Below are 13,083 nucleotides of genomic sequence, written 5' to 3'. Positions count from 1 at the left end.
GGGAGACGCCGGCCGCGTTGAAGCACTGCCGCCCGGTCAGTCGCGGGAGCGGTCGCGCGCCTTCTGCTTGGCGTCCTCGTCGACCACGCGCTGGAGCTCGTCCATGTCCGGCGTCAGCAGGTCGTCGGCCGTGCGGGCGAGCACCTGCTCGGTCTCGGCCTCGGCCGCCGCCTTCGCCGCGGCCTCCTCGGCCGCCTTCAGGCGCTTGTCGGCCCTGCGGACCGCCCACACCGTGGCGAGCAGGGCGATGGCCATCAGCGGGTAGCCCATCGCGAGGCGGGCCACCGCGAGCCAGCCGACCTGGTCCTCGTCGTAGAGCCAGCGCTGCACCACGAAGCGGGCGAAGAACACCAGCGCCCACACGAAGGTCGCGATGTCGTAGTCGCGGACTGTGGCCTTGTCCTCGCGCCAGGAGCGGTCCCTGCCGTTGAGGAACGTCCAGATCACGCCGGCGAGCGGCCGGCGCACGATGATCGACAGCAGGAACGCGCTGCCGTAGACGACGCTCTGCCAGATGCCGAACAGGAAGAAGCCCTTGGCCTCGCCCGTCTTGTAGGCGATGAACGCCGCGACGCCGACGCCGAACACGGCGGAGATCGCGGGCTGGATGGTCCCCTTGCGCACGGCCAGCACCGCGCCGATGACGACGGCGGCCGCGAGGGAACTGATGATCGCCGCCATCAGGTTCTTGGTGGCGAAGTTGACGATCACGAACACGAGCACGGGCAGCGACGAGTAGAGCATTCCGCTCACGCCGCCCATCTGCTCGAGGACGGTGGGCTGCTTTTCTTCGGTGTCAGCTGAAGTCATGAAGCGTTCTGCAACTCGTAATAGGGGTTGTAGAGCACCTTGCGCCCGTCGCGCACGGCGATGCGGCCTCGAGCCTTGATCGTCCGACCGGGCTCGATCCCCGCGATGCGACGGCGGCCGAGCCAGACGAGAGTGACGCCCTCGGTGCCGTCGTAGAGCTCGGCCTCCAGCGTGGCGGCCGCGTCGCGGGGGCAGAGCTCCACGCTGCGGAGCCTGCCGAGGACGGTGACCTCCTCACCGGACCTGCAGTCGCAGGCCTTCACCGCGCCGACGGCCTCCGCTTTCCGCGACAGGTCGTCCGCGTCGAGCTCGGCCACGTCGCTGGTCAAGCGACGCACCAAGCGGTGCCAATAGCCGCCCATCCCCGACTCCTGCGGTGCTCTGGTGGCCCAGTGGTGTGGACCGTCTGACAGTGAGGGTACGCACGGGGCACGACAATCTCGGGTGTGCCTGCCGCGACCGTCGTCCTGCTGCCCGGAACCGCCTCCGACGAGGTGTTTGTCCGAACCGTGTTCGCCGAGCCGTTGTCGCAGGTCGGCGCCGTTCTCACCGCTCCGAGAGTACGGACCCTGTGTGAACGGTTGACGGCGCTCGACACCGCCTGGGAGGGCCACCCGATCGTGGTGGGCGGTGTCTCGCTCGGCGCGCACGTCGCCGCGCTCTGGGCGGTGCGGAACCCGGACAAGTGCGCAGGTCTGGTCCTCGCGCTGCCCGCGTGGACCGGTGCCGCGAACGGCGCTCCCGCAGCCCTCGCCGCGAAGGCCAGCGCACAGGTCGTGACCGAGCACGGACTGGACGCGGCCCTCGCGAGCACGACCGGCTGGTTGCACGACGAGCTGACGCGGGCGTGGCGCGGGTACGGCGACCGGCTCGTGCCGCACTTCGAGGAGGCGGCGGAGTCGGCGGCGCCGACGCTCGACGAGCTGAGGTCGCTGCGCGTGCCGACGGGGATCGTCGGGTGCACCGACGACCCGGTCCACCCGATCGCGGTGGCACGGGCGTGGGCGGAAGCCGTCCCACGCGCCGTGCTCACGACCACGACGCTGGACGCCTACCCGCACGCGCTGGGGCGTGCGGTGCAGGCGTGGCAGCAGGCGCTGGGCTAACCCTGCTGCTGGATGTGCCGGGCGATCGCCTCCGGCAGCTCGACCGGCAGCGGGGTGCGGGGCGGCATCGGCTGCTCGCCGCGCACGACCACGGTGCCGCGCAGCATCTCGCGCAGCGCCTCCGAGTTCTGCGCGAAGTGCTCCTCGGGGCCGGCGGCGACACCGCGCAGCATCCACCGCGGGCCGTCGACGCCGACGAAGAGGATCTGCACGCCCTGGTTGCGCGCGGTGATCTCCTCGCCCCACTCGCCGTTCTCGCGGTTGATGCGGGCGCCGTCCTCCTTGAGGCCCTGCACCAGCTCCGCGCCGACCTCCTTCCAGAGGCCGCCCGACTTCGGCGCGGCGAACGCGCTGACCGTCAGCTGGCCGACGGACGTGAGGACGTGCACCGCGCGCACGGAACCGTTCTGCTGGTCCATCTCGACCTGCAGCTGGGCCTCGTCCGGCATCGGCAGCTGCACCGATCCCAGGTCGAGCCGCTGCACGTCGTCACGGGGCGCCACGGTCGAGTCCCACGGGCCGACGTCGTCGAAGTCCTCGTCGAGCTCGGGACCCGTCTCGACTGCCCCGGAGGAGTGACGACCGCGCTTGCGGCGCCTTCCGAACATGCCCTACCCCTCTGCATTCGTACGGGCGAGCACGTCGTGCCCGCCGGTCGAGCCATAGCCTCCCGCACCGCGCTCCGTCTCCGGCAGCTCGGTCACCTCGCGGAACACCGCGTGCTCGACGCGCTGGACGACGAGCTGGGCGATCCGGTCGCCGCGCACCAGCGCGATCGGCTCACGGAGATCATGGTTCACGAGGCAAACGCGGATCTCACCGCGGTAGCCGGAGTCGATCGTGCCGGGCGTGTTGACCACGCTCAGCCCGGCCCGCGCGGCCAGCCCCGACCTGGGGTGCACGAAACCCGCGTACCCCTCGGGCAGCGCGATGGCGACACCGGTGCCGACGACGGCGCGCTCGCCTGGTGGAATGACCACGTCCGACGTGGTGACCAGATCGGCGCCCGCGTCGCCGTGACGGGCGTAGGCGGGCACGGGAACCCCCGGATCGAGCCGGGTCAGCAACACCTCGACGCTGGACACGGCGGGCGAGATTACCCTGACGACGTGAGTGAGACTGCCGTGACCGCCACTACGACCCACCGCGAGCGCCTGTACGTGACGTGGTGGTTCTGGCCGCTGCCGCTGCTGGCCGCCGCGCTGCTGGCCGCCGAGATCCACATGGGCTTCCCCGGCGTGCGGTCGTGGCTGCCGTACGTGGTCCTGCTGCCGCTGACGGTCCTGCTGATCATCCGGCTCGGCTCGACGAAGGTCGAGGTGGCGGACGGCGAGCTGCGGGCGGGCGAGGCGCACATCCCGCTCGAGCTGCTCGGCGACGCCGAGATCGTCGCCCCCGAGCACAAGCGCAGGACGATGGGTCCCGAACTCGACCCGGCGGCGTACGTCGTGCACCGCGGCTGGGTCAAGCCGCTCGTGCGGGTGCGGGTGGACGACCCGCAGGACCCGACCCCCTACTGGGTGATCAGCACACGTCACCCGGAAGCGCTGGTCGCCGCGATCAGGAGCTGACCGAACACAACTGGGCGCCACCCGTGAGGGTGAGCGCCCAGAAGTTTCTCGGATCGACTGCTCAAGCGCAGTCGCGGCAGATGTAGACGCCGCCGTTGTCCTCGGCGAGCCTGCTGCGGTGGTGCACCAGGAAGCACTTCGAGCACGTGAACTCGTCGGCCTGCTTGGGCAGCACCTTGAAGGTGAGCTCCTCGCCGGACAGATCGGCGCCGGGCAGCTCGAAGTTCTCCGCGCTCGCGTCCTCGTCGACGTCGACGACGCCGGACTGCGTCTCGTTCCGCCGGGCCTTCAACTCCTCGAGGGAGTCCTCAGCGAGTTCGTCCGCCTCGCTGCGACGCGGCGCGTCGTAGTCGGTCGCCATCTTCTTCACCCCTGCGGTCTACGGAGACTGTTCGTGTCGCTGGTTAACGCTCCAGCGCCCTCTTTTGTGCCCCACGTCAAGGTGACGTAGGTCTCTCACCCACGGGGCCGAGCCAACCCCCTCGACGTGACCGTCGGCTTGATCCACTTGTGGGCGGAGCGCGCAGAGGGTAGCTCATTGTCCGAGTGCACTCGCATCGGGTTACCCCTTACCGACCGGACGGGTGACACAACCTTTCTACGCTGGACCGATACCCTGTGCGGGAGCACGTTCAGCCCGGCGTGCAACCTGACGCCGGGCCGGTACCGTCCTGACCGTGAGCGATCGGGCCGGTGCAGCGGGTCACGTACTCCGGGGCGCGCGCCAGCCGGGCAGGGCCTAGGCTGATCACAGGGGACGGATCACGGGGAGGCTTCGGACGTGGGATCCGCATCGGGGAGCTTGACGCCTTACAAGAGGCGTCGGCCCGTGCCCGCGCTCGTCCTGTTCGCGGTGCTGCTGGCCAGCTCCGTGTTCGTCTGGGTGAAGGTGCTCGGCAGCGCGGGTGACGTGGACGCCGCCATCAGGTGCAACGCGCCGGGCGGCGTGACGACGTCGGCCACCGCGGGAGCCGATCCCGCCGCGCCGTCGACGGCTCCGCCCCCGCCTCTGGGCACGGTGCTGGAGCACGACGCGCTCGACCGCACCACCCCGGTGCCGATCGGCGAGGTCAACTTCAAGGTCGTCAACGCCTCGACGCAGCGCAACCACGCCAAGACCGTGGCCACGCAGCTCACCGAGCTCGGCCTGAAGCAGGCCGCCGACCCCGGCAACGACCCGATCTACCCGGCGGGCGACATGACGTGCCGCGGCCAGCTCCGCTTCGGCGCGCCCGGCGCGCAGGCGGCGCGGACGCTGTCGCTGCTGGAGCCGTGCCTGGAGCTCGTGCGCGACGAGCGCCAGGACGCCACGGTCGACGTCGCGGTCGGCAAGAAGTTCGACGAGGTCAAGCCGAACGGCAACGCCCGCAAGGTGCTCGACCAGCTCACCGAGTGGGCGGCGCAGCAGCCCGAGCAGCAGGGGGGCCAGGTCGCGGCCCAGGCCCCGCCGACGCTGAACCCGGACAACCTGGCCGGCGCGCGCGACGTGACCTGCTGACCTCTCCTCGTCCACGTTGAAGGCCCCCGCCGCGGCGGGGGCCTTCTTTCATGGTCATCGTGCACGTCGTCAACGTTGACTGGGCTCGAATCAACGTTGATCGGGCTGGTCGACGTTGATTCGAGGTTGACGAGTTGATGCGAGGTTGATCCGGGTGGACGACGTCGACTCAGACCTTGCCGAAGTCGCACTCCACCAGTGCGTCGTACATCGCGTCGGCGATCCCGGGGGCCGCGGCGAACGTCGCGTCCTCCCCCAGCTCCGGCGACGACCCCGGCAGCCGCACGACCGCGCCGGCCTCCGCCGCCACCAGCCCGCCGGCCGCCCAGTCCCACCGGCCCAGCCCGTGCTCGGCGTAGGCGTCGAGCCGCCCGGCCGCCACCGAGCACAGGTCGAGCGACGCCGCGCCCGCCCGGCGCAGGTCGCGCACGCGCGTGGACATGCCCGCCCACGTCTGCGCCTGGCGGCGGCGCCGTTCCGGGCGGTAGGCGAAGCCGTAGCCGAGCAGCGACAACGACAGGTCGGTCGTCGCGGAGACGTGCAGCGGCTGACCGTCCAGGAACGCGCCGTGCCCGCGGGCCGCGGTCCACACCCGTCCCGTCGCCGGTTCCACCACGGCGCCCGCGACCGACTCGCCGTCGAGCTGCGCCGCGATCGACACCGCGTACCAGGGGATGCCGTAGAGGTAGTTGACGGTGCCGTCGATCGGGTCCACGACCCACGTCAGGCCCTCGACGACGGTGCCGCCCTCCTCCTCGCCGAGCACCGGTTCGCCGGGGCGCAACTCGGACAGACGCGTCCGGACGAGTTGTTCCGAGGCGCGGTCGGCCTCGGTGACGACGTCGGTGGACGTGCTCTTGGTGTCGAACGAGACGACGGCGGAGGCGCGCATGCGCTGAACAAGCGCTCCCGCCTCCAGTCCGACGGCTGTGGCGATGTCGACGAGCGGCCGGGGATCGAACACGACCGGTTCCCTCCTGCGTCACTAGCACGGGACTATCGGACGACGTCAGGCTAATGTCTGCGCACCACGGTTACTGAATCGAAGCCAGCAGGATCGAGTAGGAAGGACCACGGGGAATGGGCATCACCCGCGGGTTCGGTGTGGACATCGGCGGCTCCGGCGTGAAGGGCGGCCTGGTCGACCTCGAGGCAGGAGCACTGGACGGCGAGCGCATGCGGATCCCCACGCCTCAGCCCTCGACGCCGGAGGCGGTCGCGGAGGTCGTCGCCGAGATCGTCGAGAAGTTCCAGTGGGACGGTCCTGTGGGCATCACGCTGCCGTGCGTGGTCAAGCACGGTGTCGCCCTCAGCGCCGCGAACGTGGACAAGGGCTGGATCAACTGCGACGCGCAGACCCTCTTCGCCGAGCGCCTCAAGCGCAAGCCGGAGGACGTCGTCGTGATGAACGACGCCGACGCGGCCGGCATCGCGGAGATGTCGTTCGGCGCGGGCGCCGGCAAGGCCGGGTCCGTGGTGCTGCTGACGTTCGGCACGGGCATCGGCAGCGCGGTGTTCCTGGACGGCAAGCTCGTCCCGAACACCGAGTTCGGCCACCTGCAGGTGGACGGTCACGACGCGGAGAAGCGCGCGGCGGCGTCGGTGAAGGAGGAGAAGGACCTGTCCTGGGAGGAGTGGACCCCTCGCGTCACGCGCTACATCAACGTGCTCGAGGACCTCATCTGGCCGGACCTGATCATCGCCGGTGGCGGCGTGAGCAAGAAGGCGCACAAGTGGTTGCCGTTGCTCAACGTCCGCACGGAGGTCGTCGCCGCGTCGCTGAAGAACGACGCGGGCATCGTCGGTGCCGCCTGGGCCGCCGCGCACGGCGTCCGGCCCTGAACACGGTCACCGCGACCATTCGACACCGAAACGTGTCCGACCCTCCTTACTCGATCTAGCTGCGAGAACGCAGGTGAGAGCGCCTCGAACCACCTCGGGGCGCAACACCGCGTCACCGACGTCGTTACAATGGAACGCAGACCCGCCAAGCAAGATCGGCGGGGAGATCCCCTGAACTCTGGCGACCGAGGTTTCGCGCCCTCCGGTCCGCCTTGAACGACCGTCGCGAAAGGGCGTACGTGGCAGCCGCAGAAACCGCAACCCGACGCTCCAGCTCCGCCGCGAGCGCCGCCAAGACGACCAAGGCGACCGCGGCCGGCGAGGCCGAGGAGAAGCCGAAGCGCAAGACGACCGCTGCGGCAGCGAAGAAGCCCGCAGCCAAGGCCCCGCGCAAGCCGGCCGGCAAGGCCGACCCCGCCGCGAAGGGCGCGACCAAGAAGGCCGACGGCGACGAGCCGGAGGACATGGAAGGCGCTCCCGGCGCCGAGGACTTGGTCGAGGACGTCGAGATCGTCGACGAGCCCGTCGTGGACGAGCCCGAGGAGGCGGAGGACCCCAAGAACGAGGGCGACTTCGTCTGGGACGAGGAGGAGTCCGAGGCCCTGCGCCAGGCGCGCAAGGACGCGGAGCTCACCGCCTCGGCCGACTCCGTCCGCGCCTACCTCAAGCAGATCGGCAAGGTCGCCCTCCTCAACGCCGAGGAGGAGGTCGAGCTCGCCAAGCGCATCGAGGCCGGTCTGTACGCGGCCGAGCGCGTGCGCCGCTCCGAGGAGGAGCAGGAGAAGCTCACCCCGCAGCTGCGCCGCGACCTGCGCTGGATCGTCCGCGACGGCGAGCGTGCCAAGAACCACCTGCTCGAGGCGAACCTCCGCCTCGTCGTGTCGCTGGCCAAGCGCTACACCGGCCGCGGCATGGCGTTCCTGGACCTGATCCAGGAGGGCAACCTCGGTCTGATCCGCGCGGTCGAGAAGTTCGACTACACCAAGGGCTACAAGTTCTCCACGTACGCCACCTGGTGGATCCGGCAGGCGATCACCCGCGCGATGGCCGACCAGGCCCGCACCATCCGCATCCCGGTGCACATGGTCGAGGTCATCAACAAGCTCGGTCGCATCCAGCGCGAACTGCTCCAGGACCTGGGCCGCGAGCCCACCCCGGAGGAGCTCGCCAAGGAAATGGACATCACGCCCGAGAAGGTGCTGGAGATCCAGCAGTACGCGCGTGAGCCCATCTCGCTGGACCAGACGATCGGCGACGAGGGCGACAGCCAGCTCGGCGACTTCATCGAGGACTCCGAGGCGGTCGTCGCGGTCGACGCGGTCTCGTTCACGCTGCTGCAGGACCAGCTCCAGTCGGTTCTCGCGACGCTGTCCGAGCGCGAGGCGGGCGTCGTCCGGCTGCGCTTCGGCCTCACCGACGGCCAGCCGCGCACGCTCGACGAGATCGGCCAGGTCTACGGCGTGACCCGCGAGCGGATCCGCCAGATCGAGTCGAAGACCATGTCGAAGCTCCGCCACCCGTCGCGCTCGCAGGTCCTGCGCGACTACCTCGACTAGGTCATACCGGGACATACGCACGAGGCCCCGCACCGGTTCGGTGCGGGGCCTTCGCGTGTGCATGGCGTGGAGGGCCGGGAGATGGACGCGGACGGGCTCTGCGAGGCGCTCAGGCGCAACGAGGTGCTGGTGGAGGTGCTGCGCCGGGCGGAGGTCCTCGGCCTGCCGGACTGGTACCTGACGGCCGGGTGCGTGTTCCAGACGGTGTGGAACGTGGTGACCGGGCGGCCGCCGACCGAGGGCATCCGGGACTACGACCTGTTCTACTTCGACGCCGCGGATCTCGGCTGGGACGCCGAGGACGAGGTCATCCGGGCCGGGGCGCGGGTGTTCGCGGACCTGCCGGTCGTGGTCGAGATCCGCAACGAGGCGCGGGTGCACCTCTGGTACGAGGACCGCTTCGGGGTTCCCTGCCCGCCTCACACGTCCACCGAGGCGGCCATCGACTCGTTCGCCTCGACGACGTGCTGCGTGGGCGTCCGGCTCGACGGAGACCGGTGGCACGTCTACGCGCCGCACGGTCTCGACGACGTGGCCGGCCTCGTCGTCCGGCCCAACCCGGTGCTCGCGCCGCGTGCCGTCTACGAGACCAAGACGCGGCGCTGGCAGGAGCAGTGGCCCGCGCTGACGGTGCTGCCGTGGTCCACATGATCACGCTCTCGCGTCCGAATCGTGGGACGTTCGTGACCTGTTCGCTGCGGGCGGACAAGGGCAACCGATATCACACTCACGGTCGCACGCAACCGACCGAACAGCCCGAAAGCACTGCTCCACCAGCGGGTTTTCCGTCGCGGAGAGTACGTGTCAAGACGGTGAACCGGTGGAGAACGCAGGTGTGAGCCTGCTGCAGCCGGGTAAATCGCATAGTGACGCGAGTCGCCACGCACACGGGAACACTGACTATCGCCAGAACGTCTGTCAGAGTGGAGCCAGCGAGCACCGCGCACCCACCCAGGGGCGCTGTGGTCGCAGCTTGGTAAGAGGGCACCGGGACACTTCGTTCCGTTGCTGGGACGGAGGGAGATTCATCATGACTGCAGCACTCACCCGCCCCGAGTTGACCGCTGCCGACCGCTGCGACCGCTGCGGGGCTGCTGCCCAGGTTCGCGCCTTGCTCCCGTCCGGGGGCGAGTTGCTGTTCTGCGGGCACCACGCCCGGGCGCACAGTGAGAAGTTGCGCGAACTCGCTGCTGAGATTCAGCAGGGCTGACTTCCACCCCACCTAGCCGCTCGGGGCGGGGATCCGCGAGGATCTCCGCCCCCTTCGCTTTTCCGGGCCGGCTACAGGGTGTCCAGGACGGGCTCGAACGCCAGTTCCGCGGCGCCGACCAGCTTCGCGTCCCTGCCCAGCGGCGAGGTGACGACCTGGGTCCCGCCGACCGCGCGGGAGACGAGGCTGCGCCGTTGCACGGCGGAGCTCACCGACTCGACCACCGACTCGGGCAGTGCCGTGTAGAGGTCGCCGAGCACGACCAGTTCGGGACCGAGGACGTTGACGATGTTCGCGAGACCGAGAGCGAGCCAGCCTGCGAACTCGTCGAGCACCGACGGGTCGTCGAGCGCCCGTAACGCCGCCACGACGGCGCCGCGCGGGGCGTCGTCCGGCAGGCCGAGTGCCCGGCACAGCGCCGGTTCGCCGACCTCGGTCTCCCAGCATCCGTCGCAGCCGCAGTAGCAGCGCAGGCCGCGCGGGTTGACGACCATGTGCCCCAGTTCGCCGACGTAGCCGCCGGACCCGCGCAACGGTTGTCCCGACAGGATCACACCGCCGCCGACGCCGACGTCCGCGGAGATGTAGACCATGTCCGAGGACTGCTGTGCGGCACCGCGGACGTGCTCGGCCAATGCGCCGAGCTCCGCGTCGTTGCCGACCTGGACCGGCAGCTTCAGCACCGACTCCAGTCGTTTGCCGAGCGCCACGCCCGTCCAGTGCAGGTTCGGGGCCTCGTGCACGTGCCCGTCGGCGCGCCGCACCACGCCGGGCACCGAGATGCCCACCCCTACCGCGGTGGCGTCGAGGTCGTCGGCCATGAGGCGCGCCGACTCGACGATGTGCGTGATGACCTCCCCCGGATCACGCGTCCGGTGCAGGTTCCAGCTGTCCCGTCCGAGGATCTCGCCTCCGAGGCCGACGAACCCCATGGCCACGTGCTCCACCCGCACGTCGATCGCGATGACGACGGCGGCGTGCGGCTGGGGCAGGACCAGCAGGGACGGGCGGCCCGCTCCGCTGCGCAGAGCGGGCACGCGTTCGGCGACCACGCCGGCTTCGGCGAGCCCGTCCACCAGGGCCTTGATGGTGCTGCGGTTGAGCCCGAGCTCGGCCGCGAGCGACGCCCTGGTGGACGGTCCGTCGACGTGCAGGCGGCGCAGCAGCGCCGTCCTGTTGTGCCTGCGGATCTCGTCGGGACGGGTGCCGGAGGTGGGTCCGGTCACCTCGTCAGCGAGCCGCGGTCGCTGCCCGGCGCCGGGACAGGGCGTCGACGCTCGCGGCGAGCAGCAGGACGAGACCGGTCACGATGAACACCACGGCGGCGGGCTGCTTGAGCAGGCCCATGCCGTTCTGGATGATCGCGAGCACCGCACCACCGATCACCGCGTCGCGCAGGCGGCCCTTGCCGCCGAACAGCGACGTGCCACCGATGACGGCCGCGCCGACCGACAGCAGCAGCGTGTTGCCGCCACCGGCGTTCGGGTCGACCGAGCCGACCTTCGACGAGTACACGATGGCGCCGATCGCGGCCGCCGAGGAGGCGATCACGAAGACGCTCATGCGGATGCGCTCGACGTTGATGCCGGCGCGGCGGGCGGCTTCCTTGTTGCCGCCGACGGCGTAGACGTGGCGTCCGTAGCTGGTGCGGTCGAGCACGAACGTGCCGATCACGAGCAGCACCAGGACCAGCGGGACCACGTACGGAACGCCCTCGATCACCACGAGGTTGCTCGGCGCCCGGTTGAGCGAGAGCGCGTAGGTGATGACCGCGGCCAGCACCGCGAGGGCGCCGATCTTGCCGAGCACCAGCGACGTCGGCTGGGCGACGAGGCCCTTGCGCAGCCGCGAGAAGTGCCGGGTCAGCACGACCGCCGCGTAGCCGCCGACGGCGATGACGAACAGGGCCCACGAGCCCACGAAGTTCAGGTTGCCGTTGGCGACGTTGAAGATCGTGTCGTCGCGCAGGCCGAGGGTGCCGCCGTCACCGATGAACTGGAGCACGACACCGCCCCAGACCAGGAACAGCGCCAGGGTCACGACGAACGACGGGATGCCGACCCGAGCGACCAGGAAGCCGGTGATGCAGCCGATGGCGCAGCCGACGGAGATCGCGAGCAGCATCTCGAGCCAGGGGTTCGCGGGGATGCCGACCGCGGCGATCACCAGTGCGATCGCCGAGATGGCCGCACCCGCCCAGATCTTCATGATCACGGCGAGCACGATCGCGACCACCAGCAGGCCGCAGAACACGTAGAAGACCGTGTCGCCCATGCCGCCGAGCAGGTTGCCGTTGTTGATCAGGTGCAGTGCCATCACCGCGGCGGTCACACCGGACGCGGTACCGGCGGACAGGTCGATCTCGCCGAGCAGCAGCACGAACACCAGGCCCATCGCGATGATGGTGATGCTGGCGCCCTGCTGGAGCAGGTTGGCGAGGTTGCCGAGGGTGAAGAACGTGTCGGACAGCGCGCTGAACACGATCAGCAGCACGATGAGCCCGAGCAGCGCGGGCAGCGAGCCGAGCTCGCCGCCGCGGACCCTGGCCCAGTAGTCGCGGACGGCCTCGCCCGTGGACTGCGACGTCGTGTCGATGCCGAAGTCGGAGATCGCGCCCTGCTGCGGGGTTTCCTGCGCGGGCGTTTCGGTGGTGTCGGTCATGCTCGCCTCTTCGGAACTCATCAGATCGTCGCCGCCTCGGGGCGGGCGATGCCCAGGTCACCGGAACGACCGGCGGTGATCAGCTCGACCACCTGGCCGTGCGTGACGTCCTTGGACCCCACGACGGCGGCCATGCGCCCGAGGTAGAGGCACGCGATCTTGTCGGCGACCTCGAAGACGTCGTTCATGTTATGGCTGATCAGGACGACGCCCAGGCCCTGCTCCGCGAGCCGGCGGACGAGGTCGAGCACCTGCCGCGTCTGCGCGACGCCGAGCGCCGCGGTGGGCTCGTCGAGCAGCACGACCTTGCTGTTCCACAGCACGGCCTTGGCGATCGCCACGGTCTGGCGCTGGCCGCCGGACAGCGACGAGACCTGGGTGCGCACCGACTTGACCGTGCGCACGGACAGCGACGCCAGCGTCTTGCGCGCCGCCTGCTCCATGTCGGTCTCGTCGAGCAGGCCGCTCTTGGTGCGCTCACGGCCGAGGAACATGTTCTGGACGATGTCGAGGTTGTCGGCGAGCGCGAGGTCCTGGTAGACGACCTCGATCCCGAGCTCGGCGGCGTCGCGCGGGCCCTTGATGTGGACCGGCTCGCCGTTGAACAGGACCTCACCGGAGTCGGTGGGGTGGATGCCCGCGATGCACTTGACCAGCGTCGACTTGCCCGCGCCGTTGTCGCCGACGAGGGCGGTGACCTCGCCTGGGTTCACGACGAGGTCGATGTCGTGCAGGACGTGCACGGGACCGAAGCTCTTGTTGATGCCGCGCAGCTCGAGAATCGGCTCGCTCACTGGTTTTCCTCCGTGGTTACCACGCGTCTAGGGCG

At 70.2% G+C, this 13,083-nt stretch carries 16 protein-coding genes; 7 read left to right on the top strand and 9 right to left on the bottom strand.

What is annotated here, in order from left to right; translation table 11 throughout:
* Nucleotides 1-36: 36 nt before the first annotated feature.
* Both ACFWGZ_RS32495 and ACFWGZ_RS32490 read right to left on the bottom strand, forming a co-directional pair.
* The gene (locus ACFWGZ_RS32495; RefSeq protein ID WP_382455407.1) at nucleotides 37-810 is read right to left on the bottom strand and encodes a DUF3159 domain-containing protein; all 774 of its coding nucleotides are present in this window, start codon (nucleotides 808-810) and stop codon (nucleotides 37-39) included.
* Entirely contained in the window at nucleotides 807-1,172 is a 366-nt protein-coding gene (locus ACFWGZ_RS32490; protein ID WP_090056807.1) for an OB-fold nucleic acid binding domain-containing protein, read from the bottom strand. Before ACFWGZ_RS32490 ends, ACFWGZ_RS32495 begins: the two co-directional genes overlap by 4 nt.
* Before the next feature lie 84 nt (nucleotides 1,173-1,256).
* Here ACFWGZ_RS32490 and ACFWGZ_RS32485 point away from each other — a divergent pair, with 84 nt between their 5' ends.
* Nucleotides 1,257-1,916, top strand: coding sequence for an alpha/beta fold hydrolase (locus ACFWGZ_RS32485; protein ID WP_382455406.1), 660 nt, complete (start codon nucleotides 1,257-1,259; stop codon nucleotides 1,914-1,916).
* On the opposite strand, the gene ACFWGZ_RS32480 is transcribed toward ACFWGZ_RS32485, so the two are convergent.
* Nucleotides 1,913-2,524 (bottom strand): DUF3710 domain-containing protein, encoded by a 612-nt coding sequence (locus ACFWGZ_RS32480; RefSeq protein ID WP_382455405.1) that lies wholly within the window; start codon nucleotides 2,522-2,524, stop codon nucleotides 1,913-1,915. The genes ACFWGZ_RS32485 and ACFWGZ_RS32480 overlap by 4 nt on opposite strands.
* A gap of 3 nt (nucleotides 2,525-2,527) precedes the next feature.
* Nucleotides 2,528-3,001, bottom strand: coding sequence for a dUTP diphosphatase (gene dut / locus ACFWGZ_RS32475; protein ID WP_382455404.1), 474 nt, complete (start codon nucleotides 2,999-3,001; stop codon nucleotides 2,528-2,530).
* 24 nt (nucleotides 3,002-3,025) lie between these two features.
* Here dut and ACFWGZ_RS32470 point away from each other — a divergent pair, with 24 nt between their 5' ends.
* Nucleotides 3,026-3,487, top strand: a complete 462-nt coding sequence (locus ACFWGZ_RS32470) for a DUF3093 domain-containing protein (protein ID WP_382455403.1) — start codon at nucleotides 3,026-3,028, stop codon at nucleotides 3,485-3,487.
* A 61-nt stretch (nucleotides 3,488-3,548) separates the two neighbouring features.
* Here ACFWGZ_RS32470 and ACFWGZ_RS32465 read toward each other — a convergent pair whose 3' ends face one another.
* The gene (locus tag ACFWGZ_RS32465; RefSeq protein WP_086667480.1) at nucleotides 3,549-3,848 is read right to left on the bottom strand and encodes a DUF4193 domain-containing protein; all 300 of its coding nucleotides are present in this window, start codon (nucleotides 3,846-3,848) and stop codon (nucleotides 3,549-3,551) included.
* A gap of 420 nt (nucleotides 3,849-4,268) precedes the next feature.
* On the opposite strand from ACFWGZ_RS32465, the gene cei reads away from it, so the two are divergent.
* Nucleotides 4,269-4,985 carry an envelope integrity protein Cei gene (gene cei / locus ACFWGZ_RS32460; protein ID WP_382455402.1) on the top strand — a complete coding sequence of 239 codons (717 nt, stop codon included), beginning with the start codon at nucleotides 4,269-4,271 and terminating at the stop codon, nucleotides 4,983-4,985.
* A gap of 169 nt (nucleotides 4,986-5,154) precedes the next feature.
* Here cei and ACFWGZ_RS32455 read toward each other — a convergent pair whose 3' ends face one another.
* Nucleotides 5,155-5,949 carry an inositol monophosphatase family protein gene (locus ACFWGZ_RS32455; RefSeq protein WP_382455401.1) on the bottom strand — a complete coding sequence of 265 codons (795 nt, stop codon included), beginning with the start codon at nucleotides 5,947-5,949 and terminating at the stop codon, nucleotides 5,155-5,157.
* 116 nt (nucleotides 5,950-6,065) lie between these two features.
* On the opposite strand from ACFWGZ_RS32455, the gene ppgK reads away from it, so the two are divergent.
* The 4 genes from ppgK to ACFWGZ_RS32435 all read left to right on the top strand — a co-directional run bounded on the left by ppgK (nucleotide 6,066) and on the right by ACFWGZ_RS32435 (nucleotide 9,593).
* Complete coding sequence (ppgK, locus tag ACFWGZ_RS32450) at nucleotides 6,066-6,827, top strand: polyphosphate--glucose phosphotransferase (RefSeq protein ID WP_382455400.1); 762 nt, start codon at nucleotides 6,066-6,068, stop codon at nucleotides 6,825-6,827.
* A gap of 212 nt (nucleotides 6,828-7,039) precedes the next feature.
* Complete coding sequence (locus ACFWGZ_RS32445; protein WP_330854055.1) at nucleotides 7,040-8,383, top strand: RNA polymerase sigma factor; 1,344 nt, start codon at nucleotides 7,040-7,042, stop codon at nucleotides 8,381-8,383.
* 81 nt (nucleotides 8,384-8,464) lie between these two features.
* Nucleotides 8,465-9,034 carry a nucleotidyltransferase family protein gene (locus ACFWGZ_RS32440; RefSeq protein WP_382455399.1) on the top strand — a complete coding sequence of 190 codons (570 nt, stop codon included), beginning with the start codon at nucleotides 8,465-8,467 and terminating at the stop codon, nucleotides 9,032-9,034.
* Nucleotides 9,035-9,413: 379 nt separating this feature from the next.
* Entirely contained in the window at nucleotides 9,414-9,593 is a 180-nt protein-coding gene (locus ACFWGZ_RS32435) for a hypothetical protein (protein ID WP_231642793.1), read from the top strand.
* A gap of 71 nt (nucleotides 9,594-9,664) precedes the next feature.
* Here ACFWGZ_RS32435 and ACFWGZ_RS32430 read toward each other — a convergent pair whose 3' ends face one another.
* The 3 genes from ACFWGZ_RS32430 to ACFWGZ_RS32420 are packed head-to-tail and all read right to left on the bottom strand — an operon-like array spanning nucleotide 9,665 to nucleotide 13,048.
* On the bottom strand, nucleotides 9,665-10,819 hold the full coding sequence (locus ACFWGZ_RS32430; protein ID WP_382455398.1) for an ROK family protein: 1,155 nt from the start codon (nucleotides 10,817-10,819) through the stop codon (nucleotides 9,665-9,667).
* A 4-nt stretch (nucleotides 10,820-10,823) separates the two neighbouring features.
* Complete coding sequence (locus tag ACFWGZ_RS32425) at nucleotides 10,824-12,254, bottom strand: sugar ABC transporter permease (RefSeq protein WP_382455397.1); 1,431 nt, start codon at nucleotides 12,252-12,254, stop codon at nucleotides 10,824-10,826.
* Nucleotides 12,255-12,274: 20 nt separating this feature from the next.
* Complete coding sequence (locus ACFWGZ_RS32420) at nucleotides 12,275-13,048, bottom strand: ATP-binding cassette domain-containing protein (RefSeq protein WP_382419563.1); 774 nt, start codon at nucleotides 13,046-13,048, stop codon at nucleotides 12,275-12,277.
* Nucleotides 13,049-13,083 lie beyond the last annotated feature (35 nt).

Origin of the sequence: Lentzea sp. NPDC060358 (assembly GCF_042725365.1) — a bacterium.
In the GTDB taxonomy this organism is placed as follows: Bacteria; Actinomycetota; Actinomycetes; order Mycobacteriales; family Pseudonocardiaceae; genus Lentzea.
This window is presented reverse-complemented; position numbering and strand designations above follow the sequence as displayed.

Coding starts and splice junctions, on each gene's coding strand:
- ACFWGZ_RS32480 (WP_382455405.1), bottom strand. CDS start 2,524: ATGTTCGGAAGGCGCCGCAAGCGCGGTCGTCACTCCTCCGGGGCAGTC.
- ACFWGZ_RS32465 (WP_086667480.1), bottom strand. CDS start 3,848: ATGGCGACCGACTACGACGCGCCGCGTCGCAGCGAGGCGGACGAACTC.
- ACFWGZ_RS32495 (WP_382455407.1), bottom strand. CDS start 810: ATGACTTCAGCTGACACCGAAGAAAAGCAGCCCACCGTCCTCGAGCAG.
- ACFWGZ_RS32425 (WP_382455397.1), bottom strand. CDS start 12,254: ATGACCGACACCACCGAAACGCCCGCGCAGGAAACCCCGCAGCAGGGC.
- ACFWGZ_RS32435 (WP_231642793.1), top strand. CDS start 9,414: ATGACTGCAGCACTCACCCGCCCCGAGTTGACCGCTGCCGACCGCTGC.
- ppgK (WP_382455400.1), top strand. CDS start 6,066: ATGGGCATCACCCGCGGGTTCGGTGTGGACATCGGCGGCTCCGGCGTG.
- ACFWGZ_RS32490 (WP_090056807.1), bottom strand. CDS start 1,172: ATGGGCGGCTATTGGCACCGCTTGGTGCGTCGCTTGACCAGCGACGTG.
- ACFWGZ_RS32440 (WP_382455399.1), top strand. CDS start 8,465: ATGGACGCGGACGGGCTCTGCGAGGCGCTCAGGCGCAACGAGGTGCTG.